Source organism: Neisseria perflava, assembly GCF_019334725.1.
GTDB classification, from domain to species: Bacteria; Pseudomonadota; Gammaproteobacteria; order Burkholderiales; family Neisseriaceae; genus Neisseria; species Neisseria subflava_A.
In genome coordinates this window covers 1958758-1985538 of record NZ_CP079818.1, presented here as the reverse complement: position 1 = coordinate 1985538, position 26781 = coordinate 1958758, and the positions used below count along the sequence as shown (strand labels likewise).

Annotated in this window: 19 protein-coding genes, 2 tRNA genes and 3 rRNA genes; 18 read left to right on the top strand and 6 right to left on the bottom strand. The window is 48.4% G+C overall.

The genetic code is table 11. The annotated features are described in order from the left end of the window. Positions 1-10: 10 nt before the first annotated feature. Together coaBC and LPB400_RS09495 are read right to left on the bottom strand one after the other, a co-directional pair. Positions 11-1189 (bottom strand): bifunctional phosphopantothenoylcysteine decarboxylase/phosphopantothenate--cysteine ligase CoaBC, encoded by a 1179-nt coding sequence (coaBC, locus tag LPB400_RS09500; protein ID WP_107769529.1) that lies wholly within the window; start codon positions 1187-1189, stop codon positions 11-13. Between the two features lie 44 nt (positions 1190-1233). Next, positions 1234-2463, bottom strand: coding sequence for a tetratricopeptide repeat protein (locus LPB400_RS09495; protein WP_107769528.1), 1230 nt, complete (start codon positions 2461-2463; stop codon positions 1234-1236). Between the two features lie 524 nt (positions 2464-2987). Here LPB400_RS09495 and LPB400_RS09490 point away from each other — a divergent pair. The 12 genes from LPB400_RS09490 to apaG all read left to right on the top strand — a co-directional run bounded on the left by LPB400_RS09490 (position 2988) and on the right by apaG (position 14398). Beyond that, positions 2988-4528: ribosomal RNA gene (locus tag LPB400_RS09490) — 16S ribosomal RNA — on the top strand. Positions 4529-4633: 105 nt separating this feature from the next. Next, positions 4634-4710: transfer RNA gene (locus LPB400_RS09485), tRNA-Ile, on the top strand. A 5-nt stretch (positions 4711-4715) separates the two neighbouring features. Then, positions 4716-4791: transfer RNA gene (locus tag LPB400_RS09480), tRNA-Ala, on the top strand. A 348-nt stretch (positions 4792-5139) separates the two neighbouring features. Next, positions 5140-8028 (top strand): 23S ribosomal RNA (locus tag LPB400_RS09475). A 95-nt stretch (positions 8029-8123) separates the two neighbouring features. Beyond that, positions 8124-8237: ribosomal RNA gene (gene rrf, locus LPB400_RS09470) — 5S ribosomal RNA — on the top strand. The 16S, 23S and 5S rRNA genes sit together here with 2 tRNA genes alongside, the layout of an rRNA operon. 385 nt (positions 8238-8622) lie before the next feature. Continuing rightward, the gene (locus LPB400_RS09465; RefSeq protein ID WP_036472233.1) at positions 8623-8910 is read left to right on the top strand and encodes a ComEA family DNA-binding protein; all 288 of its coding nucleotides are present in this window, start codon (positions 8623-8625) and stop codon (positions 8908-8910) included. Between the two features lie 431 nt (positions 8911-9341). Continuing rightward, positions 9342-10190 (top strand): presqualene diphosphate synthase HpnD, encoded by an 849-nt coding sequence (gene hpnD, locus LPB400_RS09460; RefSeq protein ID WP_107769218.1) that lies wholly within the window; start codon positions 9342-9344, stop codon positions 10188-10190. Next, positions 10187-11494, top strand: coding sequence for a hydroxysqualene dehydroxylase HpnE (gene hpnE / locus LPB400_RS09455; protein WP_107769219.1), 1308 nt, complete (start codon positions 10187-10189; stop codon positions 11492-11494). The genes hpnD and hpnE overlap by 4 nt, the downstream gene beginning before the upstream one ends. A gap of 95 nt (positions 11495-11589) precedes the next feature. Beyond that, positions 11590-12309 carry an SDR family oxidoreductase gene (locus LPB400_RS09450; RefSeq protein ID WP_070461648.1) on the top strand — a complete coding sequence of 240 codons (720 nt, stop codon included), beginning with the start codon at positions 11590-11592 and terminating at the stop codon, positions 12307-12309. Between the two features lie 186 nt (positions 12310-12495). Then, positions 12496-13452 (top strand): thiamine-phosphate kinase, encoded by a 957-nt coding sequence (gene thiL / locus LPB400_RS09445; RefSeq protein ID WP_107769220.1) that lies wholly within the window; start codon positions 12496-12498, stop codon positions 13450-13452. Then, a complete protein-coding gene (locus tag LPB400_RS09440; protein ID WP_070461658.1) occupies positions 13445-13933 on the top strand; it encodes a phosphatidylglycerophosphatase A family protein in 489 nt (162 codons plus the stop codon). The genes thiL and LPB400_RS09440 overlap by 8 nt, the downstream gene beginning before the upstream one ends. A gap of 96 nt (positions 13934-14029) precedes the next feature. Then, positions 14030-14398 (top strand): Co2+/Mg2+ efflux protein ApaG, encoded by a 369-nt coding sequence (gene apaG, locus LPB400_RS09435; protein WP_003682575.1) that lies wholly within the window; start codon positions 14030-14032, stop codon positions 14396-14398. A gap of 67 nt (positions 14399-14465) precedes the next feature. Here the strand turns inward: apaG and LPB400_RS09430 are convergent, their stop codons facing one another. After that, on the bottom strand, positions 14466-14762 hold the full coding sequence (locus tag LPB400_RS09430) for a DUF2288 domain-containing protein (RefSeq protein WP_049323125.1): 297 nt from the start codon (positions 14760-14762) through the stop codon (positions 14466-14468). Positions 14763-15032: 270 nt separating this feature from the next. Between LPB400_RS09430 and LPB400_RS09420 the strand changes: the two genes are divergently transcribed. The 4 genes from LPB400_RS09420 (at position 15033) to LPB400_RS09405 (ending at position 19300) form a co-directional block, all read left to right on the top strand. Next, entirely contained in the window at positions 15033-15758 is a 726-nt protein-coding gene (locus tag LPB400_RS09420) for a metal ABC transporter ATP-binding protein (RefSeq protein ID WP_070607635.1), read from the top strand. A 76-nt stretch (positions 15759-15834) separates the two neighbouring features. Further along, positions 15835-16710: a metal ABC transporter permease gene (locus LPB400_RS09415; RefSeq protein ID WP_003685375.1), complete on the top strand. Its 876-nt coding sequence runs from the start codon at positions 15835-15837 to the stop codon at positions 16708-16710. Positions 16711-16789: 79 nt separating this feature from the next. Further along, on the top strand, positions 16790-17695 hold the full coding sequence (locus LPB400_RS09410) for a metal ABC transporter solute-binding protein, Zn/Mn family (RefSeq protein WP_107769222.1): 906 nt from the start codon (positions 16790-16792) through the stop codon (positions 17693-17695). 267 nt (positions 17696-17962) lie between these two features. Continuing rightward, positions 17963-19300 carry a sodium-dependent transporter gene (locus LPB400_RS09405; RefSeq protein WP_107792006.1) on the top strand — a complete coding sequence of 446 codons (1338 nt, stop codon included), beginning with the start codon at positions 17963-17965 and terminating at the stop codon, positions 19298-19300. A 127-nt stretch (positions 19301-19427) separates the two neighbouring features. Here the strand turns inward: LPB400_RS09405 and LPB400_RS09400 are convergent, their stop codons facing one another. The 3 genes from LPB400_RS09400 to LPB400_RS09390 form a co-directional block, all read right to left on the bottom strand. Then, on the bottom strand, positions 19428-21404 hold the full coding sequence (locus LPB400_RS09400; RefSeq protein ID WP_107769224.1) for a TonB-dependent copper receptor: 1977 nt from the start codon (positions 21402-21404) through the stop codon (positions 19428-19430). Positions 21405-21615: 211 nt separating this feature from the next. Beyond that, a protein-coding gene (locus LPB400_RS09395; RefSeq protein WP_107769225.1) for an IS630 family transposase occupies positions 21616-22463 on the bottom strand; the annotation gives its coding sequence in 2 pieces (ribosomal slippage) (positions 21616-22148 and positions 22148-22463; 849 coding nt in all). Positions 22464-22660: 197 nt separating this feature from the next. After that, positions 22661-24304 (bottom strand): lactate permease LctP family transporter, encoded by a 1644-nt coding sequence (locus LPB400_RS09390; RefSeq protein WP_070461656.1) that lies wholly within the window; start codon positions 24302-24304, stop codon positions 22661-22663. Positions 24305-24697: 393 nt separating this feature from the next. Here LPB400_RS09390 and LPB400_RS09385 point away from each other — a divergent pair, with 393 nt between their 5' ends. Together LPB400_RS09385 and LPB400_RS09380 are read left to right on the top strand one after the other, a co-directional pair. Beyond that, positions 24698-25471: a FadR/GntR family transcriptional regulator gene (locus LPB400_RS09385; RefSeq protein ID WP_070461657.1), complete on the top strand. Its 774-nt coding sequence runs from the start codon at positions 24698-24700 to the stop codon at positions 25469-25471. A gap of 110 nt (positions 25472-25581) precedes the next feature. Further along, entirely contained in the window at positions 25582-26775 is a 1194-nt protein-coding gene (locus LPB400_RS09380) for an aromatic amino acid transaminase (RefSeq protein ID WP_070460983.1), read from the top strand. Positions 26776-26781: the final 6 nt, after the last annotated feature.

The window sequence follows — 26781 nt, the reverse complement described above, 5'->3', positions numbered from 1 at the left end:
TTTTGTTTGATTAAGCCAATAATTCAGCCAGGCGTTTGACGATTTCATCTGCCGCTTGGCGTTTCGATGTTTCCGGAAATGAGGTTTCAGCAAGGTCATCAATAATGGTGATTTGATTGGTTGGCTTACCCATGGAAACGGAAACTTGGTTGGCTACCAGCATAGGTACGTTTTTGCGCAAACGTTTTGCCCGTGCAAATTCCAAAACCTGATGGCTTTCTGCAGCAAAGCCGACGCAGAATGGTGGAGAAGGCAAGGCGGCAACGGATGCGAGAATATCCGGATTTTCCGTCAGTTCGATAACCGGGGGCTGATTGCCGTTTTTCTTCAGTTTCTCGTTGCTGCTGTTTTTGACTTTATAGTCTGCAACAGCTGCAACGGAAATAAAGACATCTTGTTTCGGAATATGGCGATGAACCGCCTGATACATGGCTTCTGCGTTGACAGCCTGTTCAGAATGAGTTAAGCCTGCGGGCAAGGCCGTCTGAATTTGACCGTAAATCAGCGTGACCTCCGCTCCGGCAGCACGGCAGGCACGCGCTAAAGCTATGCCCATTTGTCCGCTGGAAATATTGGTAATGCCGCGAACAGGATCGATGGCTTCAAACGTTGCGCCGGCTGTAATCAGAACTTTTTTACCGCTCAGTAGCTTGGGTGTCCATAAATCCTCTAGCAAATCAGCCAGATCGACCGCTTCGACCATCCTGCCAGTGCCTGTTTCGCCGCAAGCCTGTTCGCCGCTGTTTGGGTAAAACACGGTAATGCCGTCTGAAACCAGCTGCTCAATATTGCGCAGATTGGCAGGGTTGTTCCACATTTCGACATTCATTGCAGGCGCAACAGCCAAAGGGCATTTCCTGGCTGCTACCAAGTTGGTCAGTAGATTATCAGCCAATCCGTTGGCAATTTTGGCAATCGTATTGGCAGTTGCAGGCGCAATAAGAAATGCGTCGGCTTCACGCGTCAGATTGATGTGCGCCATGCCATTATTGGAAGCACCTGAATAGGTATCCGATAAAACAGGATTGCCGGTTAAAGCTTGGAAAGTCAGCGGGGAGATAAATTCTGTCGCAGAATCCGTCATCACTACTGATACAGAATGTCCTTGCTTTTTCAGTAGTCTGACCAGTTCACAAGATTTATACGCCGCAATACCGCCAGTAATGCCGAGGAGAATGTGTTTGCTCATAAATAACGGGTTCATTAAATGAGATATATAGGAATCAAATCAAATTAGATTTGTTCGATGTTGATTCTGGCCAGTTTTGCTTTAATCGCATTACCATATCTCTTTGGTAAGAATGCTGAAACCGCTCCGTTTTTCACTTCAGTCACATAACTGCAGACTTTAAATTCAGGAACAACATTGAGCGAGTAGTCCGGATTGACCAAAGGCGAAGCACTGGAGTACAGCGTCCATCTTGCCAGACTGCCGTCTTCATAATTAGTCGTTGCGTTAAAGCTGGTGACCCCTTCGCTGAAAGCGATTTGATAATTAGAGTAGAACTCGCCGGGAATTTTGTGTGCATTACAGAAATCAAATAATCTGTCATGTGCAAACAGATTCTGACGGATATAGGCCCACAATTCTTTTTCTAGAAAATCTTGGTCTGCAAAATGTCTGGAAGGGTAGCCCTCGTCAACAAAGTTTTGAATTCTTTCCTGCATATCTGGGACTGCACCCGCTTTAGCCCCCCACATACCCGCAAGAATCAGGGCAGTATGCGAGCCTGAGTCGCGAATAGTGTGGAATAGGGTGCCACTTTTTATCCATTCGGATACGGCTGCAGCATCACGATAGCAAATAATAGAATCTGCATCACGGAAAATAACGTATTCAACCTCGGGATCATTGATGGCAAGAAAGCGCCACATTGTACCCGGCCAGTTATCCAACGGTGCGCCAACTTTAATCACTTCGGCACCGTTATTTCTAAATCGTTGAATAGCTTCAGCCGATACAGAATCGTCGACATAAAAACGACATGTCCAACCGGGGAAAAGCACAGGCGCAAGCTGGGTATTTAATACGGCAGGCTCAATATATTTGGAATTATTGCCAAATAAAGAAAAGGAGATAATCCGTTTGCCGTTTTTTGGAGCTGGTGTTGGAGTGATTTCATGTTCTAGGTCTGGGATGGCTTTATCTTTTAGAACCAAAGCCTGATGACCGTAAAACCCGGTTTTTTCCCAGTTATCTAGAGCGCCGTAAGCATGTGCAAGTAAATCCAAAGCAGGAATATAGGTGCTATCCAGCTCTAGCGTTTTCATTTCAGCCTCAATGGCTTTTTCCCATTTCAATTGCTTCAGATAGGCATAAGCAACTTTATGATGATATTCGACAGATTGGGGATTGAGAAGGCAAAGAATCTCGGCACGTTTTAGCGCTTCCTCGTAATTTTCCTCTTCAATAAAAGAGTGATATGCTTGTTCAAATTTTTGTTGAATCTTTTCGTTACTCATAATAGGGACTATTCTAAATTTATGATTGTTTTATTGGAGAAAGTAGAGATTGTAAGAGTAGATGGGACTAAAGCGCCAGTAATATAGAGATATAGAGTGTTTGAATGTGGCAATTAAGAGTAAAGCCGCAGGAGTATTTATCTTTGGGTATCTGTTTTATCTATCGAACGATAAAATCCAATAAATTTTAAATTATTTAAATACAGATAGTTGTGAAAATTTTTAATTTTTTTTGAAATTGGGTGTTGACTGGTTTTGTTTAGGGGCGTATAGTTCGGTTCTTCGCTGCTGACGCGGTGAAGAAAACGAAGCAGACAGTATAACACAGTTAGTTAGAATTTTCGATAATTTTAGTTGACATTTGCTAAATGTACTGTATAATTCGATTCGCTCTTTAAAAAACAGATTACCGATAAGTGTGAGTGCATTAGGCCTCACACTGTTTGAAAGACAGACAAGATGATGTTTTAGACATTGTCCTGTCGGTTTCTTTGAAGCAGACCAGAAGTTATAAGTTAGAGATTGAACATAAGAGTTTGATCCTGGCTCAGATTGAACGCTGGCGGCATGCTTTACACATGCAAGTCGGACGGCAGCACAGAGAAGCTTGCTTCTTGGGTGGCGAGTGGCGAACGGGTGAGTAATATATCGGAACGTACCGAGTAATGGGGGATAACTAATCGAAAGATTAGCTAATACCGCATATTCTCTGAGGAGGAAAGCAGGGGACCTTCGGGCCTTGCGTTATTCGAGCGGCCGATATCTGATTAGCTAGTTGGTGGGGTAAAGGCCTACCAAGGCGACGATCAGTAGCGGGTCTGAGAGGATGATCCGCCACACTGGGACTGAGACACGGCCCAGACTCCTACGGGAGGCAGCAGTGGGGAATTTTGGACAATGGGCGCAAGCCTGATCCAGCCATGCCGCGTGTCTGAAGAAGGCCTTCGGGTTGTAAAGGACTTTTGTCAGGGAAGAAAAGGCTGTTGCTAATATCGACAGCTGATGACGGTACCTGAAGAATAAGCACCGGCTAACTACGTGCCAGCAGCCGCGGTAATACGTAGGGTGCGAGCGTTAATCGGAATTACTGGGCGTAAAGCGAGCGCAGACGGTTACTTAAGCAGGATGTGAAATCCCCGGGCTCAACCTGGGAACTGCGTTCTGAACTGGGTGACTAGAGTGTGTCAGAGGGAGGTAGAATTCCACGTGTAGCAGTGAAATGCGTAGAGATGTGGAGGAATACCGATGGCGAAGGCAGCCTCCTGGGATAACACTGACGTTCATGCTCGAAAGCGTGGGTAGCAAACAGGATTAGATACCCTGGTAGTCCACGCCCTAAACGATGTCAATTAGCTGTTGGGCAACTTGATTGCTTAGTAGCGTAGCTAACGCGTGAAATTGACCGCCTGGGGAGTACGGTCGCAAGATTAAAACTCAAAGGAATTGACGGGGACCCGCACAAGCGGTGGATGATGTGGATTAATTCGATGCAACGCGAAGAACCTTACCTGGTCTTGACATGTACGGAATCCTCCAGAGACGGAGGAGTGCCTTCGGGAGCCGTAACACAGGTGCTGCATGGCTGTCGTCAGCTCGTGTCGTGAGATGTTGGGTTAAGTCCCGCAACGAGCGCAACCCTTGTCATTAGTTGCCATCATTTAGTTGGGCACTCTAATGAGACTGCCGGTGACAAGCCGGAGGAAGGTGGGGATGACGTCAAGTCCTCATGGCCCTTATGACCAGGGCTTCACACGTCATACAATGGTCGGTACAGAGGGTAGCCAAGCCGCGAGGTGGAGCCAATCTCACAAAACCGATCGTAGTCCGGATTGCACTCTGCAACTCGAGTGCATGAAGTCGGAATCGCTAGTAATCGCAGGTCAGCATACTGCGGTGAATACGTTCCCGGGTCTTGTACACACCGCCCGTCACACCATGGGAGTGGGGGATACCAGAAGTAGGTAGGGTAACCGCAAGGAGCCCGCTTACCACGGTATGCTTCATGACTGGGGTGAAGTCGTAACAAGGTAGCCGTAGGGGAACCTGCGGCTGGATCACCTCCTTTCTAGAGAAAGAAGAGGTCTGATGCATTCACACTTATCGGTAAACTGTAAAAGATGCGGAAGAGAAAAGCTTGAGTGAAGACAAGATTCGCTTAAGAAGAGAATCCGGGTTTGTAGCTCAGCTGGTTAGAGCACACGCTTGATAAGCGTGGGGTCGGAGGTTCAAGTCCTCCCAGACCCACCAAGAACGGGGGCATAGCTCAGTTGGTAGAGCACCTGCTTTGCAAGCAGGGGGTCATCGGTTCGATCCCGTTTGCCTCCACCAAGAACTTTACAAATCAAAGGAAGCCTGCTATACTTAGCAGCTTATTTTGATTTGCGAAGTGAAATATCGACGCATCGATCTTTAACAAATTGGAAAGCCGAAATCAACAAACAAAGACAATGAGTTTGTTTTGATTTTTTGTTCTTTGCAAAGGATGAAAAATCTCTCGCAAGAGAAAAGGAAACAAACACAGTATTTGGGTGATGATTGTATCGACTTAATCCTGAAACACAAAAGGCAGGATTAAGACACAACAAAGCAGAAAGCTTTATCAAAGTAGGAATTTCAAGTTTATTTCCCTAGTCAACGGGTAGGCAAACGAAGTCAAAGAGGTTCTTGAAATGATAGAGTCAAGTGAATAAGTGCATCAGGTGGATGCCTTGGCGATGATAGGCGACGAAGGACGTGTAAGCCTGCGAAAAGCGTGGGGGAGCTGGCAATAAAGCTATGATCCCGCGATGTCCGAATGGGGAAACCCACCTCTTAGGAGGTATCCTTATCTGAATACATAGGATAAGCGAAGCGAACCCGGAGAACTGAACCATCTAAGTACCCGGAGGAAAAGAAATCAACCGAGATTCCGCAAGTAGTGGCGAGCGAACGCGGAGGAGCCTGTACGTAATAACTGTCGAGATAGAAGAACAAGCTGGGAAGCTTGACCATAGTGGGTGATAGTCCCGTATTCGAAATCTCAATAGTGGTACTAAGCGTACGAAAAGTAGGGCGGGACACGTGAAATCCTGTCTGAATATGGGGGGACCATCCTCCAAGGCTAAATACTCATCATCGACCGATAGTGAACCAGTACCGTGAGGGAAAGGCGAAAAGAACCCCGGGAGGGGAGTGAAATAGAACCTGAAACCTGATGCATACAAACAGTGGGAGCACCCTTGTGGTGTGACTGCGTACCTTTTGTATAATGGGTCAACGACTTACATTCAGTAGCGAGCTTAACCGAATAGGGGAGGCGTAGGGAAACCGAGTCTTAATAGGGCGAACAGTTGCTGGGTGTAGACCCGAAACCGAGTGATCTATCCATGGCCAGGTTGAAGGTGCCGTAACAGGTACTGGAGGACCGAACCCACGCATGTTGCAAAATGCGGGGATGAGCTGTGGATAGGGGTGAAAGGCTAAACAAACTCGGAGATAGCTGGTTCTCCCCGAAAACTATTTAGGTAGTGCCTCGAGCAAGACACTGATGGGGGTAAAGCACTGTTATGGCTAGGGGGTTATTGCAACTTACCAACCCATGGCAAACTAAGAATACCATCAAGTGGTTCCTCGGGAGACAGACAGCGGGTGCTAACGTCCGTTGTCAAGAGGGAAACAACCCAGACCGCCAGCTAAGGTCCCAAATGATAGATTAAGTGGTAAACGAAGTGGGAAGGCCCAGACAGCCAGGATGTTGGCTTAGAAGCAGCCATCATTTAAAGAAAGCGTAATAGCTCACTGGTCGAGTCGTCCTGCGCGGAAGATGTAACGGGGCTCAAATCTATAACCGAAGCTGCGGATGCCAGTTTACTGGCATGGTAGGGGAGCGTTCTGTAGGCCGATGAAGGTGCATTGTAAAGTGTACTGGAGGTATCAGAAGTGCGAATGTTGACATGAGTAGCGATAAAGCGGGTGAAAAGCCCGCTCGCCGAAAGCCCAAGGTTTCCTACGCAACGTTCATCGGCGTAGGGTGAGTCGGCCCCTAAGGCGAGGCAGAAATGCGTAGTCGATGGGAAACAGGTTAATATTCCTGTACTTGATTCAAATGCGATGTGGGGACGGAGAAGGTTAGGTTAGCAAGCTGTTGGAATAGCTTGTTTAAGCCGGTAGGTGGAAGACTTAGGCAAATCCGGGTCTTCTTAACACCGAGAAGTGATGACGAGTGTCTACGGACATGAAGTAACCAATACCACGCTTCCAGGAAAAGCCACTAAGCTTCAGTTTGAATTGAACCGTACCGCAAACCGACACAGGTGGGCAGGATGAGAATTCTAAGGCGCTTGAGAGAACTCAGGAGAAGGAACTCGGCAAATTGATACCGTAACTTCGGGAGAAGGTATGCCCTCTAAGGTTAAGGACTTGCTCCGTAAGCCCTGGAGGGTCGCAGAGAATAGGTGGCTGCGACTGTTTATTAAAAACACAGCACTCTGCTAACACGAAAGTGGACGTATAGGGTGTGACGCCTGCCCGGTGCTGGAAGGTTAATTGAAGATGTGCAAGCATCGGATCGAAGCCCCAGTAAACGGCGGCCGTAACTATAACGGTCCTAAGGTAGCGAAATTCCTTGTCGGGTAAGTTCCGACCCGCACGAATGGCGTAACGATGGCCACACTGTCTCCTCCTGAGACTCAGCGAAGTTGAAGTGGTTGTGAAGATGCAATCTACCCGCTGCTAGACGGAAAGACCCCGTGAACCTTTACTGTAGCTTTGCATTGGACTTTGAAGTCACTTGTGTAGGATAGGTGGGAGGCTTTGAAGCAGAGACGCCAGTCTCTGTGGAGCCGTCCTTGAAATACCACCCTGGTGTCTTTGAGGTTCTAACCCAGACCCGTAATCCGGGTCGGGGACCGTGCATGGTAGGCAGTTTGACTGGGGCGGTCTCCTCCCAAAGAGTAACGGAGGAGTTCGAAGGTTACCTAGGTCCGGTCGGAAATCGGACTGATAGTGCAATGGCAAAAGGTAGCTTAACTGCGAGACCGACAAGTCGAGCAGGTGCGAAAGCAGGACATAGTGATCCGGTGGTTCTGTATGGAAGGGCCATCGCTCAACGGATAAAAGGTACTCCGGGGATAACAGGCTGATTCCGCCCAAGAGTTCATATCGACGGCGGAGTTTGGCACCTCGATGTCGGCTCATCACATCCTGGGGCTGTAGTCGGTCCCAAGGGTATGGCTGTTCGCCATTTAAAGTGGTACGTGAGCTGGGTTTAAAACGTCGTGAGACAGTTTGGTCCCTATCTGCAGTGGGCGTTGGAAGTTTGACGGGGGCTGCTCCTAGTACGAGAGGACCGGAGTGGACGAACCTCTGGTGTACCGGTTGTAACGCCAGTTGCATAGCCGGGTAGCTAAGTTCGGAAGAGATAAGCGCTGAAAGCATCTAAGCGCGAAACTCGCCTGAAGATGAGACTTCCCTTGTGGTTTAACCACACTAAAGAGTCGTTCGAGACCAGGACGTTGATAGGTGGGGTGTGGAAGCGCGGTAACGCGTGAAGCTAACCCATACTAATTGCTCGTGAGGCTTGACTCTATCATTTGAAGAACTTCAAAAGATAAAAGCTTACTGACTGATTCAGTCATCACCAAATAATTGATTAAGGCTTTACCGATTTGTAACAGTTTAAGTTTGGCGGCCATAGCGAGTTGGTCCCACGCCTTCCCATCCCGAACAGGACCGTGAAACGACTCAGCGCCGATGATAGTGTGGTTCTTCCATGTGAAAGTAGGTCACCGCCAAACACCCATTCCGAAGCCCTCGACTGATGTCGGGGGCTTTTTACATGCCTGTTGTTTCTGTTGGTTTAGCGGCAGAATTGGGATAACAGGTGTTGGGATCAAACATTGGGATAGTGATGTGCCGGTGTTTATGGAGTATTCGTGCATCTTGGTATTGGAATCGGAAATATTTACCCTGTTGTTATTCTTGTACAAAAGTACCGAAAGTTACGGTTAACTGTTTAGAATATTTGAAATCAAACGATATTTGCGTTAATATGGCGTAAGCATTTATGCGGGTATGGGCTGTTGCCCTATCTGCGTATGTGACAGTGTTTACAGAGTGGAATAAAACCATTCGGTAGACTTCCTGACTGATTCAATCAAATATGTTATGGGAAAAAATCTGATGAAGAAATTTTTATTTGGTGCATTTGCCGCCGTCTGTGCAGCATTCTCTTTGGCCGCCGTGAACATCAATACCGCATCTTCTGCCGAACTGGAGGCATTGCCGGGTATCGGTCCGGCTAAGGCGAAATCGATTGTGGAATACCGTCAGAAGAACGGTGCGTTCAAATCGGTGGAGGAGCTGAAAAACGTGAAGGGCATCGGTGATGCGGTGCTGAACAAGTTAAAGGCGGAGGCGACGGTTTCTTCTGCCGCGCCTAAGGCTGCACAGCCTGCCGTGAAAAAATAAGCCGGACTCTGCCTATATGCCGCCCTGCGGCCGAACCGTTTGTCGGTTGGGCCACAGGGCGGCTTTGTTTGGGGGTGGGAATAAAACTTGAACCAGTGGAGACTTTACATTGGGGGAAGGGATAAACGGATAGGGCGCCTCTTGTTGGATAGAGATATAAAAGATAAAGGGAAGAAAGATATGTACTTAAAAGCATTTGACGGAAAACGGAATGGGGCAACTGTGCAGAGGGGCTACTCATTGGTACAGCTGTTGGTGGTGCTGCTGTTGGTTTCGATATTGGCAATGGTGGATATTAGGCCGTCTGAAAGATACTTAAGAATAGCTTTCAGACGGCCTTGTTGTAAGATGAGTTTTTGATATTGGCGTACTTTTTTAAATACAGATAAAATCCCTACTAATTATTTATAACGATATTTTTAGGATACACAGTGCTTGCTTTGGATTATTGTCATCAAAAGGCTGCAGAAAGCCATTCCAGTTTTTTATCCGGCTTTCGTTTTTTATCAGTAGAAAAACGGAATGCAATTACTGTTTTATATGCTTTTTGTCGCGAACTAGATGATGTGGTTGATGGCTGTACCGATCCAAATGTAGCTCAGATAACTTTGAATTGGTGGCGCAGTGATTTGGAGAAAGTCTTTAATAATGAGATGCCTGAGCATCCCGTTCATCAAGCTTTAAAAGATATTCGGGCAAATTTTGATTTGCCGAAGAATGAATTTGAAGCTTTGATTGATGGCATGCAGATGGATTTGGAGCAGGCCCGTTATGGTAGTTTCGATGAATTAAAGCTATATTGCCACCGTGTTGCAGGGGTAGTAGGGCGTCTTATTGCGCGGATTTTAGGTTTTTCCAATCCGAAAACTTTAGAATATGCGGACAAAATGGGCTTGGCTTTGCAGTTGACGAACATTATTCGCGATGTGGGCGAAGATGCGCGACAGGGAAGAATTTATCTGCCGATAGAGGAAATGCAGAAGTTTGACGTGCCTGCCAACGTGATTATGCAGTGCAAACCGACAGACAATTTTGCAAAATTGATGCAATTTCAAGTGAATAGGGCGCGTGAAACTTATCGTGAAGCGAAGTTGCTTTTGCCGGCTGAGGATAAGAAATCGCAAAAAGTCGGCCTGATTATGGCGGCTATTTATTATGCGTTGTTGAATGAAATTGACCGTGATGGTGCGCAAAATGTTTTGACTTATAAAATTGCGATTCCTTCTCCCCGTAAAAAACGTATTGCTTTGAAAACTTGGCTGTTTGGATTTAAACCATGAATACTAAGCGTCCAAAAATTGCTGTGATTGGTGCCGGTTGGGCAGGTTTGTCTGCGGCGGTCTCTCTGATTCATCGAGCTGATATTTCTTTGTTTGAGGCCGGGAGACAGGCTGGCGGTAGGGCGCGTGCCTTGTCCGGGAAAGATGATGGATTCAGCTTTTTGGATAATGGGCAGCATATCTTATTGGGTGCGTATCATGGTGTTCAAACTTTGATGCAACATATTGGTGTTAAACCCGAGTCAGCCTTTTTACGCCAGCCTTTGCAATGGTACATCCATGAAGGATTACAGTTTCAGACGGCCTCTCTGCCTGCGCCTTGGCATTTGCTTGTCGGCATCCTACGTGCGAAAAATCTTTCTTTTTCATTGAAAATCAAATTGCTGTCGGATATGTCGGCATTGCAACGTTGGGCAACTCATCATAAAACCGATTTGACGGTTGCAAAGTGGTTGAGAACACGAAATGTTCCCCGCAGTCTGCTTGGCCAATTTTGGCAACCTTTGGTTTGGGGTGCTTTAAATACGCCGTTAGAACAGGCATCGTTACGCATTTTATGCAATGTATTGAATGATGGCGTGTGGTCTGAAAAGGCGAACAGCGATTATCTTTTGCCTAAGCAGGATTTAGGGCGGATCGTAGCCGAACCGGCTTTGGATTTTCTACACAAGCATGGTGCAAAGATACATCTTGAAACTCGTGTTTCCCATTTAAACCATCATATCGATGGCCGAATTGAAATCAATGGCGAAGTATTTGATGCGGTTGTTTTGGCTGTTGCGCCATATCATGTTGACGCGCTTTTGCCTGAAGATACGCCTGACTATATTCAGACGGCCTATCAATCGTTGCACTATCATGCGATTACCACGGTTTATTTGCGTTATGCCCAAGCAGTCAAACTGCCTGCACCTTTAACCGGATTTGCCGATGGTACAGCGCAATGGGTGTTACATCGGGGGGCGTTGGGTTTACCAGACAATGAAGTCGCAGTTGTCATCAGCGTTTCCGATTGCACCGAGGCTTGGAAGGATAAAGATTTGGCCGAGAAAATTCATGCGGATATTAAGCGGGTTTGTCCGGATTTGGGCAAGCCTGAAGCCGTACGCATTATTACGGAAAAACGCGCGACTACGGCGGCAACGGTTGATTTTGTACAACCAGATTTCTCATGGTTGCACCATCGCCGTATTTATCCGGCCGGCGACTATCTCCATCCGCGCTATCCGGCAACATTGGAGGCTGCGGTTCAGTCTGGCTTTGCAGCGGCTGAAAAGCTTATGCTGGATTTACAGGTTGAATAAACGGAGGCCGTCTGAATGTTCAGACGGCCTTTTTGACTTTACAAAACTTACCAAGCCGATACAATATCCGAAACCATAAAGTTCAAGGAAAAGTCATGACGACATTAGCGAACAAAACGATCTTGATTACCGGCGCATCCCAAGGCTTGGGTGAGCAGGTTGCCAAAGCTTATGCGACTGCGGGAGCGACTGTCATTTTGGTGGCGCGTCATCAAAAGCGTTTGGAAAAAGTATATGATGCCATTGTGGCTGCGGGCAGCCCTGAGCCGTTTGCCATCTGCTTTGATTTAATGAGCGCGGAGGAGAAAGAGTTTAAGCAATTCGCGGAAACTATTGATGAAGCAACCGGCGGAAAATTGGATGGCGTGGTGCATTGCGCCAGCTATTTCTATGCCTTGTCGCCATTGGACTTCCAAACCGTATCGGAATGGGTCAACCAATACCGCATCAATACCGTTGCGCCTATGGGCTTGACCCGTGCGCTGTTCCCATTGTTGAAGCAATCCGGAGACGCTTCTGTGATTTTTGTCGGCGAAAGCCACGGTGAGAAACCGCAGGCCTATTGGGGCGGTTTCGGTGCCTCCAAAGCCGCGCTCAATTATTTGTGTAAAGTGGCCGCGGATGAGTGGGAACGTTTTGACAACCTGCGTGCCAATGTTTTGGTGCCGGGCGCCATCAATTCGCCGCAACGTATCAAATCTCATCCGGGCGAATCGAAAAGCGAACGTAAAAACTACGAAGATGTCCTGCCGCAATTTATTTGGTGGGCAAGCCGAGAGAGCAGGGGGCGGACAGGCGAAATCGTCTATCTGTAAATATACCTGCTCAGAGTGGTTTGAAAACATGAGGCCGTCTGAAATCTGTATCTTCAGACGGCCTTTAACTTATTGAGTTTTATATCTAATAATATGAAAGTTTGATGTTTGACGTGTTAATAGGCACTCATCAGGCTGGCACAAAATTAGATATAGTAATCTAAGTTATAGTTGTATTGGATAAATATGACGGAATTTGACTTTATCAGACAATATTTGCAGCGACAAAAATCGGAAGGTCTGATTTTGGGCATAGGGGACGATGCCGCTATTATTCGCCCAAGTAACGGATTTGATTTATGTTTTAGCGCTGATATGTTGGTCAAAGGCAGACATTTTTTTGAAGATGTTTCGCCTGAAGATTTGGCATGGAAAATGCTTGCAGTAAATTTATCCGATATGGCCGCTATGGGTGCCAAGCCGCGTTGGGTGTTGCTCAGTGCTGCGCTACCTGAATTGAATCAAGACTGGCTCAAACGCTTTTGCGATAGCTTTTTTGCTTTGGCCACGCGTTTTGATACGGTGTTGATTGGTGGCGATACCACTAAAGGCGATTTGGTCTTTAATGTAACGATAGTAGGTGAAGTTCCGATAGGGCGTGCCCTGCGGCGTGATGCGGCCGAAGTCGGCGACGATATTTGGGTATCGGGTCGGTTGGGTTTGGCTGCCGCTGCTTTGAACAAACATCTGGGACATTATCAATTGCCGTCTGAAATCATGGCGGTTTGCGATGATAAATTACTCCGTCCAGAGCCGCGCGTTTCATTGGGTCAGGCATTGTTGCCGTTTGCCCATGCCGCGCAAGATATTTCAGACGGCCTGGCTCAAGATGTGGGGCATATTTTGAAAGCCTCTGCTGTCGGGGCGGAAATATTTGCCGATTGTGTGCCGTCGTTGCCTGAATTGAAAAATGTGTTGTCGCGCGAACAATGGTTGTCGGCAGTATTGGCCGGCGGCGATGATTACGAACTGATTTTTACTGCCGCTCCAGAAGATAGGGAACGCGTTTGTCAGGCAGCGGAACAAAGTGGCGTACCGGTCGCCCGAATTGGTAAAATTACTGACTCAGGCCGTCTGAATATTGTGGATGCCGAAGGCGGCGTATTGGAACTGACTTCTTTAGGATTTGATCATTTTGGCTGAACGTAAACCTACTTTTTCTTGGCTGTTGCACAAACCATTGTGTTTTTTGGGATTCGGTTTCGGCAGCGGCTTGTCGCCGATTGCGCCGGGTACGGCCGGAACGCTGGCAGCATTACCTCTGGCTTTTGTATTGTGCCTGTTGGGCATAGACGGCTGGATATTGCTTTTATTGTGTATCGCCTTGTTTTTCTGGGGTATCCGCATTTGCGGTTATACCGAGAGGGAACTGGGTATTCAGGATTACGGCGGTATCGTCTGGGATGAAATTGTCGCGATGCTGCTGGTGCTGTCGCTGATTCCGTTCAAATGGAGCTGGTGGCTGGCGGCTTTTGTTATTTTCCGCTTGTTTGATGCGTTGAAACCATGGCCGATCAAATGGTTTGATCGGCGGATTCATGGAGGTTTAGGCATTATGCTTGATGATTTGATTGCGGCTGCGATGACCTTGATGGTCTTGGGCCTGTTTTATTGGATCGCGTGATGCGTTTTAAGTGTTTCGACCCTTTGCAAAAATAGGGCGGATACGCCGGAATTATCCGGATTGAAATAAAATAAATACCATACGGGGTAAACAATTATGAATGAAATCGAGATTAACGTGGAGCCGCGTTATATGGCCGGTCAGAGTGACGTCTATCGCGACCGTTACGCCTTCAATTATCTGATCACCATCTGCAACCGCAGTGATGAAATCATTACTTTGCGTCAGCGTTTTTGGGAAATCACCGACGGACACGGTGAGACAGAGCAGGTTGGTCATGCCGGCTTGATTGAAGAGCAACCTGTTTTGTACCCGGGCGAAGCCTATGAGTACAACAGCGGTTCGCAAATCAGCACGCCTTGGGGCAGTATCGAAGGCGCGTATGAGTTTGAAGACAGCATCGGCAAACGTTTCGTTATCGGGGTGCCGAAGCTTGAATTCAAAGCAGGCTTTACTTTGCAATAGGTCGTCTGAAAAATGAAAAACCGGAACATGCGAAATGTTCCGGTTTTTCATTTTTCAGACGACCTTATCAGTCTTTGCAAGGCTGTACCAATACCCACGGCGCTACAACGACCGCCCACATTTCTTGCTTATCCGCTAAAAATGTGCGCGCCATATCATCGCTGACGGCACCGAATTTGCCTTGTTCCATCCATTGTTTCAATGGCGCGGCTTCATCTTCGGCAACATGACGGGCGACGGCAATCAAATCCAAATCGGGCGCAACATAGACGGCGGCACCGCGTGCGAAGTGGGGTTGCAGCTCTTCCCATGAAATGCGGGCAGTTTCGGTATTGAGTTTTTCGTTTAAGAGTGGAATAGACATAGGGCAATCATCAAATAAAAAATGGATTGTAACCGATATTCGGCCTTTTGCCCGATGCCGTCTGAAAACGAAAGAAATTTACAGGGTTAACGTTATACAGTATCATTTTAATGTTTTAATTTTCTTTCAGACGGCCTGTTGTCCGTATTCGGGCAAGGGCGGTTTTAGGCTTATGAATTCTGTATTGTTGACCGGATTGCTGCAAAGGCTGCTGATTGCGCTTGCCGCATTGGCGGCGTTGTGGGCTGTATATTTTTGGGCGGTGTCGCCATGAGTATCGTGGTGGAAAATCTGACGGTCAGCTATCAGCGCAGGCCGGTGGTGCACCATGTCGATATGGTGTTTGAAGATGGCAAAATGTGGACGATTTTCGGGCCGAACGGCGCGGGTAAATCGACTTTGCTCAAAGCCATTATGGGCTTGCAGAAGACGGACACGGGTAGCGTGCGCTATGAAAATATGGCGCGCAAGGACATTGCCTATCTGCCGCAGCAGTCGGATATTGATCGCAGCCAGCCGATGACAGTGTTTGAACTGGCGGCGATGGGGCTGTGGTATGAAATCGGCTTTTTCGGGCGTGTGAACGCGGCGCAGAAAAAGCGTGTGATGGCGGCTTTGGAACGCGTAGAAATGCAGGATTTTGCCACGCGCCAAATCGCGCACTTGTCCAATGGTCAGTTCCAACGCGTATTGTTTGCACGGATGCTGGTGCAGGATGCCAAATTTTTGTTGCTGGATGAGCCGTTTAATGCGGTGGACGCGCGGACGACTTATGCGCTGTTGGAAGTTTTGCGCCAGTGCCATCAGGACGGTCAGGCAGTGATTGCCGTGTTGCATGATTACGAGCAGGTGAGGGCATATTTTGCCAACACGCTGCTTTTGGCGCGTGAAAAAGTGACTGCCGGTGCGACGGAAAATGTGTTGACCGATGAATTTTTGGCGCAGGCCAATCGAATGATGCAGAAACAGGAAGCGGCCGATTGGTGCGCGGTTTAATGGACAAGGCCGTCTGAAAGTTAGTATTTTTCAGACGGACTAAGGCTTTCAGAGATTAATAAAAAAGCGATAAAACATGGATTTATATGATTTGGTCGTCGCGCCGTTCGCCGAATTTGACTTTATGCGCTATGCCCTAGCGTCGATTTTCTGCCTGGCATTGAGCGCGGCGCCTGTCGGTGTATTTTTGGTGATGCGCCGCATGAGTTTGGTGGGCGATGCCTTGAGCCATGCGGTTTTACCCGGTGCGGCCATTGGCTATATGTTTGCCGGTTTGAGTTTGCCTGCGATGAGCGTCGGCGGTTTTGCGGCCGGTTTGCTGATGGCTTTGCTGGCAGGTTTGGTCAGCCGGTTTACTTCATTGAAAGAAGACGCAAACTTTGCCGCATTTTATTTGAGCAGCCTCGCCATCGGTGTGGTTTTGGTCAGCAAAAACGGCAGCAGCGTGGATTTGCTGCATTTGTTGTTTGGCTCGGTATTGGCAGTGGATATTCCGGCTTTGCAGCTGATTGCCGTTTCTGCGAGCGTCACTATTTTGCTGATGGCGGTCATGTTCCGTCCGCTGGTGTTGGAAAGCATAGACCCTTTGTTCCTCAAGGCTGTCGGCGGCAAGGGCGGCTTTTGGCATGTGTTGTTTTTGGTGCTGGTCGTGATGAATCTGGTTGCCGGTTTTCAGGCATTGGGTACGCTGATGTCAGTCGGCTTGATGATGTTGCCGGCGATTACCGCCAGACTGTGGGCAAAAAGCATGGGTTGGCTGATGATTTTGTCTGTCGCATTGGCTTTGCTTTGCGGCTTGGCAGGGCTGTTGTTTTCCTACCATATCGAAATCCCGTCCGGCCCGGCGATTATTTTATGCTGCGGCACGCTTTATCTGATTTCCGTCGTGTTCGGTTGGGAAGGCGGCATTTTGGCAAAATGGCTGCGCCGCAAGAAACACCGCACGGCATGATTTTTCAGACGGCCGCTTGAATAATCAGGCGGTCTGTCTTATGATGATGTTAATGTTACGTTATATCACTGGAGAGAATATGAAACATTGGAAACTCGGCATCGTTGCCGCATTATTGACCGGTGCAGCTTATGCCGCTCCGCTGCCTGTTGTCACCAGCTTCAGCATTTTGGGCGACGTGGCCAAACAGATTGGCGGTGAACGTATTGTTGTTCAAAGCTTGGTGGGCGCAAACCAAGACAGCCATGCCTACCACATGACCAGTGGCGACATCAAAAAAATCCGCAGTGCCAAATTGGTATTGCTTAACGGTTTGGGCTTGGAAGCCGCCGATGTACAGCGTGCAGTCAAACAGAGTAAAGTTCCTTTCGCCGAAGCGACCAAAGGCATTCAGGCTTTGAAAGCAGAAGAGGGTGGCCATCATCATGACCACGATCATGAAGGCCATCATCACGATCACGGCGAGTTTGACCCACACGTTTGGACCGATCCCGTCCTAATGGGCACTTATGCTCAAAACGTTGCCAATGCGCTGATTCAAGCCGACCCTGAAGGCAAAACCTACTATCAGCAACGTTTGGGCAACTATCAAATGCAGCTGAAAAAACTGCACAGCGATGCGCAGGCTGCCTTTAATGCCGTACCTGCCGCCAAGCGTAAAGTTTTGACCGGACACGACGCGTTCTCTTACATGGGCAAACGCTACAATATTGAATTCATCGCCCCTCAAGGCGTGAGCAGCGAAGCCGAGCCATCTGCCAAACAAGTGGCTTCCATTATCCGCCAAATCAAACGCGAGGGCATTAAAGCCGTCTTTACTGAAAACATCAAAGACACGCGCATGATTGACCGTATTGCCAAAGAAACCGGTGTCAATGTCAGCGGACGTTTGTATTCTGATGCATTGGGTGGCGCACCGGCCAACAGCTACATCGGCATGTACCGCTACAATGTCAAAGTTTTGACTGATGCCATGAAAAAATAAAGCGGCTTAAGGATAAAGGCCGTCTGAAACTTGGAAAACAAGGTTTCAGACGGCCTTTTATATGCTTATTTTTAAAATAAACCGTCAAATTTAAAATATAAAAATAAAATTTATGCTATTAAAAGTTTAATTATAAAAAATTCATGCTAATTTGCCTGGTAAGTACGCACCATCCGTGCGAATTGCTTATCAGCAGTCTGGCAGCCACTCACGGCTTGACTTCACCCTGTTACAATTCGGCATCTTCACGTTTCTTAATATTACATCATGAGCAACCATTCATCTTGGTCATCCAAAATCGGCTTTGTGCTTGCTGCGGCAGGCTCGGCCATCGGTTTGGGTGCAATTTGGAAATTCCCTTATACGGCCGGTACCAACGGCGGCGCCGTATTTTTTCTTTTGTTTTTGATTTTCACCATTTTGGTGGCTTTACCGGTTCAACTGGCCGAGTTTTACATCGGCCGCACGGGCGGTAAAAACGCCATCGACTCCTTCAAAGTATTGCGCCCCGGTTCGCAGTGGCCGTGGGTTGGCCGCATGGGCGTGGCCGCTTGTTTTATCTTGCTGTCGTTTTACAGCGTGGTCGGCGGCTGGGTATTGAACTATGTGGTACACAGTTTTACCGGCGAAATTCACGTTGGCGCAGACTTTAAGGCCCTGTTTGAAAATACGATTTCTTCACCGTTTGGCTCGCTGTTTTACCAAGGTTTGTTCATGCTGATTACCATTTGGGTGGTCAAAGGCGGCGTTTCAGACGGCATTGAAAAGGCAAACCGCGTATTGATGCCGGGTTTGTTTATCCTCTTTATCGCGCTGGCTATCCGTTCGCTGACCTTGCCCGGCGCAATGGAGGGCGTGGCATTCTTGTTGAAACCAGATTGGTCGTATTTGAAACCGGGCACAATGCTGACTGCTTTGGGTCAGGCGTTTTTTGCGTTGAGTATCGGCGTGTCCGCGATGATTACCTATGCCTCGTATTTGGGTAAGGATCAGGATATGTTCCGCTCCGGCCATATGATTATGTGGATGAACCTATTTGTGTCGCTACTGGCCGGTTTGGTGATTTTCCCTGCGGTATTTGCCTTCGGTTTCGAGCCCGGCCAGGGCCCTGGTTTGATTTTTGTCGTATTGCCTGCGGTCTTCATGAAAATGCCGATGGGTACATATTTGTTTGCCGTATTTATGCTGTTGGTTGTCTTTGCGACGCTGACTTCCGCGTTTTCCATGCTGGAAACCGTTATCGCGGCAACCATCCGCCAAGACGAGAAAAAGCGCAGCAGTCACGCTTGGGTAACCGGTATTGCGATTTTCATAGTTGGTATTCCTTCGGCGCTGTCATTTGGCGTTTGGGGCGATTTTAAGATTTTCGGAAAAACTATTTTTGATTTGTGGGACTTCATTATTTCTGCCGTCATCATGCCGATTGGCGCATTGAGCGTTGCCGTGTTTACATCATGGGTTCAGGACAAACAGTCTGTCCTGCGTGATGCGGGCATGGGCAGCACCATTCCGAAACAGCTGCTTTACCTGTGGTTGGGTGCGCTTCGCTATCTTGCGCCGATTGCGATTATTGTGGTGTTCATCAACTCTTTGGGTTTGATTTAATCCGATAGAGAGCAAACAGTCCGGCGTTGCATTGTTTCGCCGGACTGTTTGTTTAAAAACATCATTAAAAATATTAAGGCCGTCTGAAAATTTTTCAGACGGCCTTTTTATATACGCATGAGGCTGATTAGAACTTCGCTTGCAGTCTCAGCCATGCAGTACGGCCGGGTTCGTTCACGCGCATGGTTTGTGTACCGGCAGACGGGTCGCCGCCGCGGCTGACGAATTCAGCATAGGTTTTGTTGAACACGTTGTCCACGCCACCTTGTAATGTGGCGTATTTGCTGAATTTCCAACCAGCGTTGAGCGAGAGTACGCCAAAGCCCGAAGAAGCGCCGATGTCTTGTCCGACGATATTACCTTGGCCTTTGCTGTAACGGTTTTGTTTGGCTACGACGCGCCATAATGCGCCCGCGCTGAATTTGCCGTTGTCAAAGGCGAGGGTGTTGTTCCACTCGAGCGGCGGCGTTTGTGCCAAAGGTTTGCCGTCGGTACGGTTTTTGCCGTGGGTGTAGGCGAGGCTGGTGCCGACTTCCCAGTTAGGCGCAAATGTCCATTTGACTTCGGCTTCGCCGCCAAAGCGTGAAGCGTTGATGTTGCGTACGTTGAAATCCATGCCTTGGCGCTCCATCATGATGAAGTCTTTGATGTTGCTGCCGAATACGGATACAGATGCGTGTAGGTTAGGACGTTTCCAGATTACACCAGCATCGATTTGGCGGTTTTGCTCTGCGCGGATGGCTTTGTTTTCGGAGCGCAGGCGTTCCCAGTAGTCAGGCGCACGTTCGGCAATACCGAAGCCGGCATAGTATTTCAGGCCGTTGTCCGTATTTCTTTCCCAACGCAGGAAGCCTGAGTTCAAATTGAATTTTTGATGTTTCAAAACGGGGTTGGTCACGCGCGCGGTATCGTAATGCGCTTTGACTTGGTCATGGCGCAAACCTGCTACCCAGCGTTGATTGTCGGTTTGCTGCCAAGAGGCTTCGGTGAAAATACCCCATTGTTTGAAACTTTGGTTGGGCATGTAAGGCTTGTGGCTGTAGCCGTCGCCACCACGCTCCATGCGTGCGACGTGGACGTCGTCCAGATAATCCAAACCGGTTTGCAGGTTGAGCTTGTCCCAGTCGAAAGTGGCTTTCAGACGGCCTGTATCGGTATTGCGTTTAGGGTTGTTGGCATTTTTAATCTGCATACCGGCAGGGGTGCGGATGGTACGCAGGCTGTATGTGTCCATCACGTGGTCGATTTCGCTTTTACCATAGCGCAGTTCCAACTCGCTGAACCATGGGGTAAGGTTGCGTTGGGTAAAGCGGATGTTCCATGCATCACGGTCGAATTTGCTGCCGTCCATCATGCGGTCGGCGTAGGCAACCTTGGCCCTGCTGCGCTCGTATGTGCCGGCAATGGTGGTGTTTTCGGTCGGGGTGATGCCCAGTTGCAGCATTTGGCTGTCACGTTTGAAGTTGGAGTGAATGCGGTTGCCGTCGCCGTCTTTGTAATCGTCGGCTTCGTTATGGGAAATATTGCTGCGGACGTAGCCGTATTTGCCGCCGAACTCGGCTTCCAACGAGCCGTCAAGACGGTCGTTGCTGCCTGCCGTCAGGGTAGCGTTAACGTTGTAAGGTTTTTCAGTGAAATCAGGGTCTTTGCGGATAAATTGCACCGAGCCGCTGACCAATCCCATGCCTTGGGTTACGGTTTGCGGGCCTTTGGTAACGACAACTTTATCAAACGAATTGGGGTGGATATAGGCAGTCGGCGGGTCCATGCGCATACCGCAACCGCCATAAATAAACTGGTCATCGGCATTGACGGAGAGGCGCGAGCCGCCCAAACCGCGGAACAGCGGATCGCCCGAGCTGCCGCCTTTGCGGATGATGCTCATGTTGGGCACGGATTGTAAAAGGTCTGCCCCGTCTCCGGCAGGGAGGGGTTGCAAAGCAGCTTTGGGGTTGAAAGTAACGCGATTGGCTTTTTCTTGTTGTGTGCCGGTGACGGTGACAGGGGAAAGGGTAACCGTTTCTTCAGGTGTAGGGTTAGTCTCTGCCCATGCTTGGGATACGGCTAAGACGATAGGCAAGATAAGTAATGGTGGGTATTTCATATCGTTTCTCTCTATTATTAGGAATTATATTAACTAATACCTAGGTATTATACATAAAGTCTAGTGAAATAGAAGCAGTGGGATTTTAATCTAAATCAATATTTTCAGATTTTTGGCGTATAGGTTGTTTATTAAGATTGGTCATACCAAAATATTGATTTGAAGACATTGGTGAGGTTAATCAATAAAAATGAATGTGTTTGAATTATAGTCAATTAAAATCAAAATAGGACAGTAACGCATCGTCAAATCGGGCGTAATCAGACAATACGGTTCGCAGATACCGCTTAATATTCGCCCACACCTTCTCAATCGGGTTGAGCTCAGGTGAATAAGGTGCAAGAGGCAATACCTTATGTCCCAATTTTTCCGCCATTTCCCGTAAGACACCCATACGGTGAAATCGCGCATTATCTAAAATAATCACCGATTTTTGAGTCAATGCGGGCCGTAGGCATTGCTGAAACCACGCTTCAAAAAAGACTCCGGTCATCGTATTTTGATAAACCATCGGAGCAATCAGCCGGTTGCCGACTTGTGCGGACACCAGAGATAAGCGTCGGTATCTTTTTCCACTTATCTGCGCTTTCACTATTTGCCCTTTCAGGCTGCGGGCATAGGGACGGAACAGGTAGCGGTCAAATCCTGTTTCATCCAAATAAACGCGTTGGTAGTCGGAAAATTCGGCCAGCTGTGTCAAATAATGCGTTACTTTGGCCGGATCTTGTTCTTTGTAAGTGGTGGTCTTTTTTTGCGCGTCATCCCCATCTGTTTGAGTGCATAGCAAACGGCGGCTGGCGTACAATCAAAATGTTTGGCGATTTTATGCAGATAGGCATCCTGGTGTTGCCCAACATATTGAGCCGGTTTTTGCCTATCCAATTTGACGGCATTTAGACCGGTAACTTGATGTTTTAGGCTGCCTGTTTGTTTTTTAAGGCGAATCCACAGGTAAAGCGTGTTTCTTGACAAGTTAAACGTTGCTGCGGTTTGGCTGATGTTTTTGCATTGTTCGTAATAGTTTAAAGCTTTGTTTCTTAAGTCCGCAGAGTATGCCATGGTTAAACCTTCAAAGTTGAGTATTGTACCATTTTGTTTTTAATTGACTATAACTTAAGCCATCTTCGATTCACGCATTCCCCTACTGTTTAAACGAAACGGAAATGACGGTAAACCCGATCACGCCCACAACGACAAAAAGGTCGTCTGAAACCCAAATTGGATTTCAGACGACCTTTTATTTCAAGCCGGTTGGCTTATTTGTTGAAGAAAACCAGCGTCCACGGCAAAACATAAGCTTGCAGCAGGGTCAGCAGGCCGACGAAGGTACAGAAAATCAAGCTGTGTTTCACGGTGAAGCGGAACAGGTTGGATTCTTTGCCTTCCAGACCGACTGCCGCGCAGGCGATGGCGATGGATTGCGGCGAAATCATTTTGCCGGTCACGCCGCCGGTGGTGTTGGCAGCGACGGTCAGCTCGGGTACGACGTTGATTTGATGCGCGGTGCTGGCTTGCAGCGAACCGAAGAGCGCGTTGGCGGAGGTGTCCGAACCGGTCAGGAATACGCCCAGCCAGCCGAGGAACGGCGAGAAGAACGGGAACACGGTGCCGGTGGCGGCGAGGACGAGTGCCAATGTGGACGACAGGCCTGAATAGTTTGCCACGAATGCAAAGCCAAGTACCAAGCCGATAGACAGGATGGACAGGCGCAGTTCTTTGAGCGTTTCAAAGAAAGTGCTGACGGCTTCGGAGGGTTTCATTTTCAGCAAAGCGGCGGAAACGATGGAAGCAAACAGGATTGCCGTACCGACTGCGCCGAGGAGGTCAATTTTGAACACGGCGGCGTATGGTGTCGGTTCGCTGACGATGGGCGCGGCTTTTTGTACCAAGTTGTGCAGCATCGGCCAGTCGAATTTGATGGTGGCAACGCCCAAAGCCTCTTTAACACCCTTAATCGTCCACACGCTGACGAAAACGGTCAGGATGGCGAAAGGCGACCAGGCTTTGATGATTTGCCCGGCAGTGTATTCGCCCGCTTTGCGTTCGGACGGTTTTTTCATGCCGTTGAAGGTGAAGATTTCTTTAGGCTGCCATTTTTTCAGGAAGGCAGACAGGCAGACCAGGCTGACCAATGCGGAGGTCACGTCGGGTAACTCGGGGCCGATGAAGTTGGCGGTAATGAACTGGGTAGTGGCGAAAGACACGCCTGCCACCAATACGGCAGGCCAAGTTTGGCGTATGCCGCGCATACCGTCCATCATGGCGACCAACCAGAAAGGAACGATAATCGACAGGATCGGCAGTTGGCGGCCGGCGACCTGACCGATGTGGTAAGGGTCGAGGTTGGACACTTGACCGGCAACCAAGATTGGAATACCCATCGCACCGAAAGCCACGGGTGCGGTATTGGCAATCAAACACAAACCGGCGGCGTAGAGCGGGTTAAAGCCTAAGCCCACCAACAACGAGGCGGTAATCGCCACCGGCGCGCCGAAGCCTGCCGCACCTTCGAGGAATGCGCCGAAGGAGAAGCCAACCAGCAACATTTGCAGGCGTTGGTCTTCGGTAATCGAAATCACGGAAGCGCGGATGATGTCGAACTGCCCTGTTTTCACAGTAATTTTATACAGGAACACAGCAGTAACGATAATCCATGCAATCGGCCACAAACCGTAGGCAAAGCCGTACAGCGCGGAAGAAACCGCCATGCCCGCAGGCATTCCGAAACCTAATACGGCAACGCCAAGTGCAATCAGCAGCGTATAAAGCCCCGCCTGATAACCCTTGAGCTTCAAGACGGTCAGTGCAACAAAGAAAAAGATAATGGGCAGGAGGGCGACGGCTGCCGTCAAATACAGGCTGCCGCCCACTGCGGTATAGTTTTGAATCCAAGTTTCCATTGGGAAAATCTCCGAATATTTTTCTAATATACTTTCCTAAATTGGTAAAACCAATTTTTTGAACGGAGGACACTTTACGAAACTTTAATATGGCAGTCAATTATTTTTTTAAGCAACCTTGCTACATAAGTGCAAAATTGTTATTTAATTTCAAATAAAACAAAACATTATATGAATTGTAAAAATGTAACCCGATATAGTTTTAAACCATATTCGGGTAGAACAAGCCATATTGACGGGATATGGCCGGTTAATTAGAATACCGCGACATTGGGCACACCAATTTGGTCATGCCAATTTTGACGCAGATTGCCATTTCAGACGACCTGCCGCATCACATTATCGGATTTGAGTCTTCTTCATAGGAAAATATGAAGAAAAAGAGGAATTACAATGACAAAACTGGTTCGGCCACAAAAAATCAGCGACCAAATATTGTCGATATTAGAAGAACGGATTGCGACTGGCGTTTACGAAAAAGGCGGCAAAATCCCGCCCGAACGTACCTTGGCGGAAGAATTCGGCGTATCGCGCCCCTCGGTCAGGGTCGCGCTGAACATCCTGATTGCGCGGCAGGTTTTGGAAGCGCGTCAGGGCGATGGCTATTACGTTTCCGTCAAACCGCAACAAGATTTCCTCCAAAGCTGGCAGGAATTGCTCGGCAAACATACCAACTGGGAAACCGACGTTTTCGATTTCAGCTGTCACGTTGAAGGCTGTATGGCGGCACTGGCCGCCGAAAGACGGACTGACGCCGACTTGAAACGGATTGACTTTTGGCGGCAGAAATTTGAAGCGGCCTGCGAAAGCGGAAATTTGGAGCATCAAGCCGAAGCAGACGTTAGCTTCCATCAAACCATTGCCGATGCCGCACACAATATCCTGTTCAGCCACCTTTCCAGCAGCCTGCTCAAAATGCTTTATCAGCAAACACGCAGCGGCATTATCTATATCCATCAAACCGAAGACCCGCGCCCGACGCTGATTGCCCAGCACAGTGCTATTTTTGAAGCCATTGTCCAGGCCAAACCAGCCGAGGCGGCGGAAGCGGCAAAACTGCATTTGAATTATGTCGCCCGCCGCATTTTGCAGGACAGGGAATATCAAAGCCACAGCGAGCATGCGGACGTATTGGCGCAAAATGATTTGAAACGGGTAGATTGGTAGCGTTTAAAAATAATCAGGCCGTCTGAATTTTTTCAGACGGCCTGATTTTGCAAATAAGGCTTTTTAGTGCCACAATCTTCCCCATTCTGTCTAAAAACAAAGGAAGCACCATGTACCGTCATGTCGAGTATTATCCGGGCGACCCGATTTTGAGTTTGGTTGAAACCTTCAAACGCGACGAGCGTTCTGAAAAAGTCAATTTGAGCATAGGCATTTATTTTGATGGCGAAGGCAAAATGCCGGTTTTGGAATCTGTCCTCCGGGCAGAAGCAGAGCATGCGGCCGTACCGCGCCCATCGCCTTATCTGCCGATGGAAGGTTTGGACACTTACCGAAGCGCGGTTCAGCGTTTGCTGTTTGGGCAGGATAATCCGGCGTTGGCAGAAGGGCGCGTTGCGACCATACAGACCTTGGGCGGCTCGGGGGCGTTGAAAGTCGGTGCCGACTTTTTGCACCGTTGGTTCCCTGAAGCGAAAGCCTATGTCAGCGACCCGACTTGGGACAACCATAAGGGTATTTTTGAAGGTGCCGGTTTTGAAGTGGGGACGTATCCTTATTACAACCCTGAAACCGTCGGCGTAAAATTTGAAGAAATGACTGCGTTTTTCAAGACCTTGCCGGAAAACAGCGTCTTGATTTTACATCCATGCTGTCAAAACCCGACCGGCGTCGATATGTCGCAAGCGCAATGGGATGAAGTGTTGGACATCGTTAAAACGCACAAGCTGATTCCGTTTATGGATATTGCCTATCAAGGTTTCGGCGAGGATTTGGACAACGATGCTTATGCGATTCGTAAAGCCGTCGAAATGGGCCTGCCTTTGTTTGTCAGCAACTCTTTTTCGAAAAACCTGTCGCTGTATGGCGAACGCGTCGGCGGTTTGAGTGTAGTGTGTCCCAATAAGGAAGAAGCAGAGCTGGTGTTCGGACAGTTGAAATTTACCGTCCGCCGAATTTATTCCAGTCCTGCCGCGCATGGCGCATACATTGCATCTGATGTGATGAATAGCGAGGAGCTACGCGCTTTATGGGAAAATGAGGTTTACGCCATGCGCGACCGCATCCGTGCCATGCGTCAGAAACTTTATGATGTTTTGACGGCCAAAATTCCCAATCGCGATTTCAGCTATTTCATCAAACAGCTCGGTATGTTCAGCTATACAGGCCTAACCGTAGAGCAGGTACACCGCCTGCGTGACGAGTTTGCCGTTTACCTGCTGGATTCAGGCAGGATGTGTGTGGCAGGATTGAATGCATCGAATATCGATTATGTGGCCGAAGCATTTGCCAAAGTGTTGCAATAGCCGTTC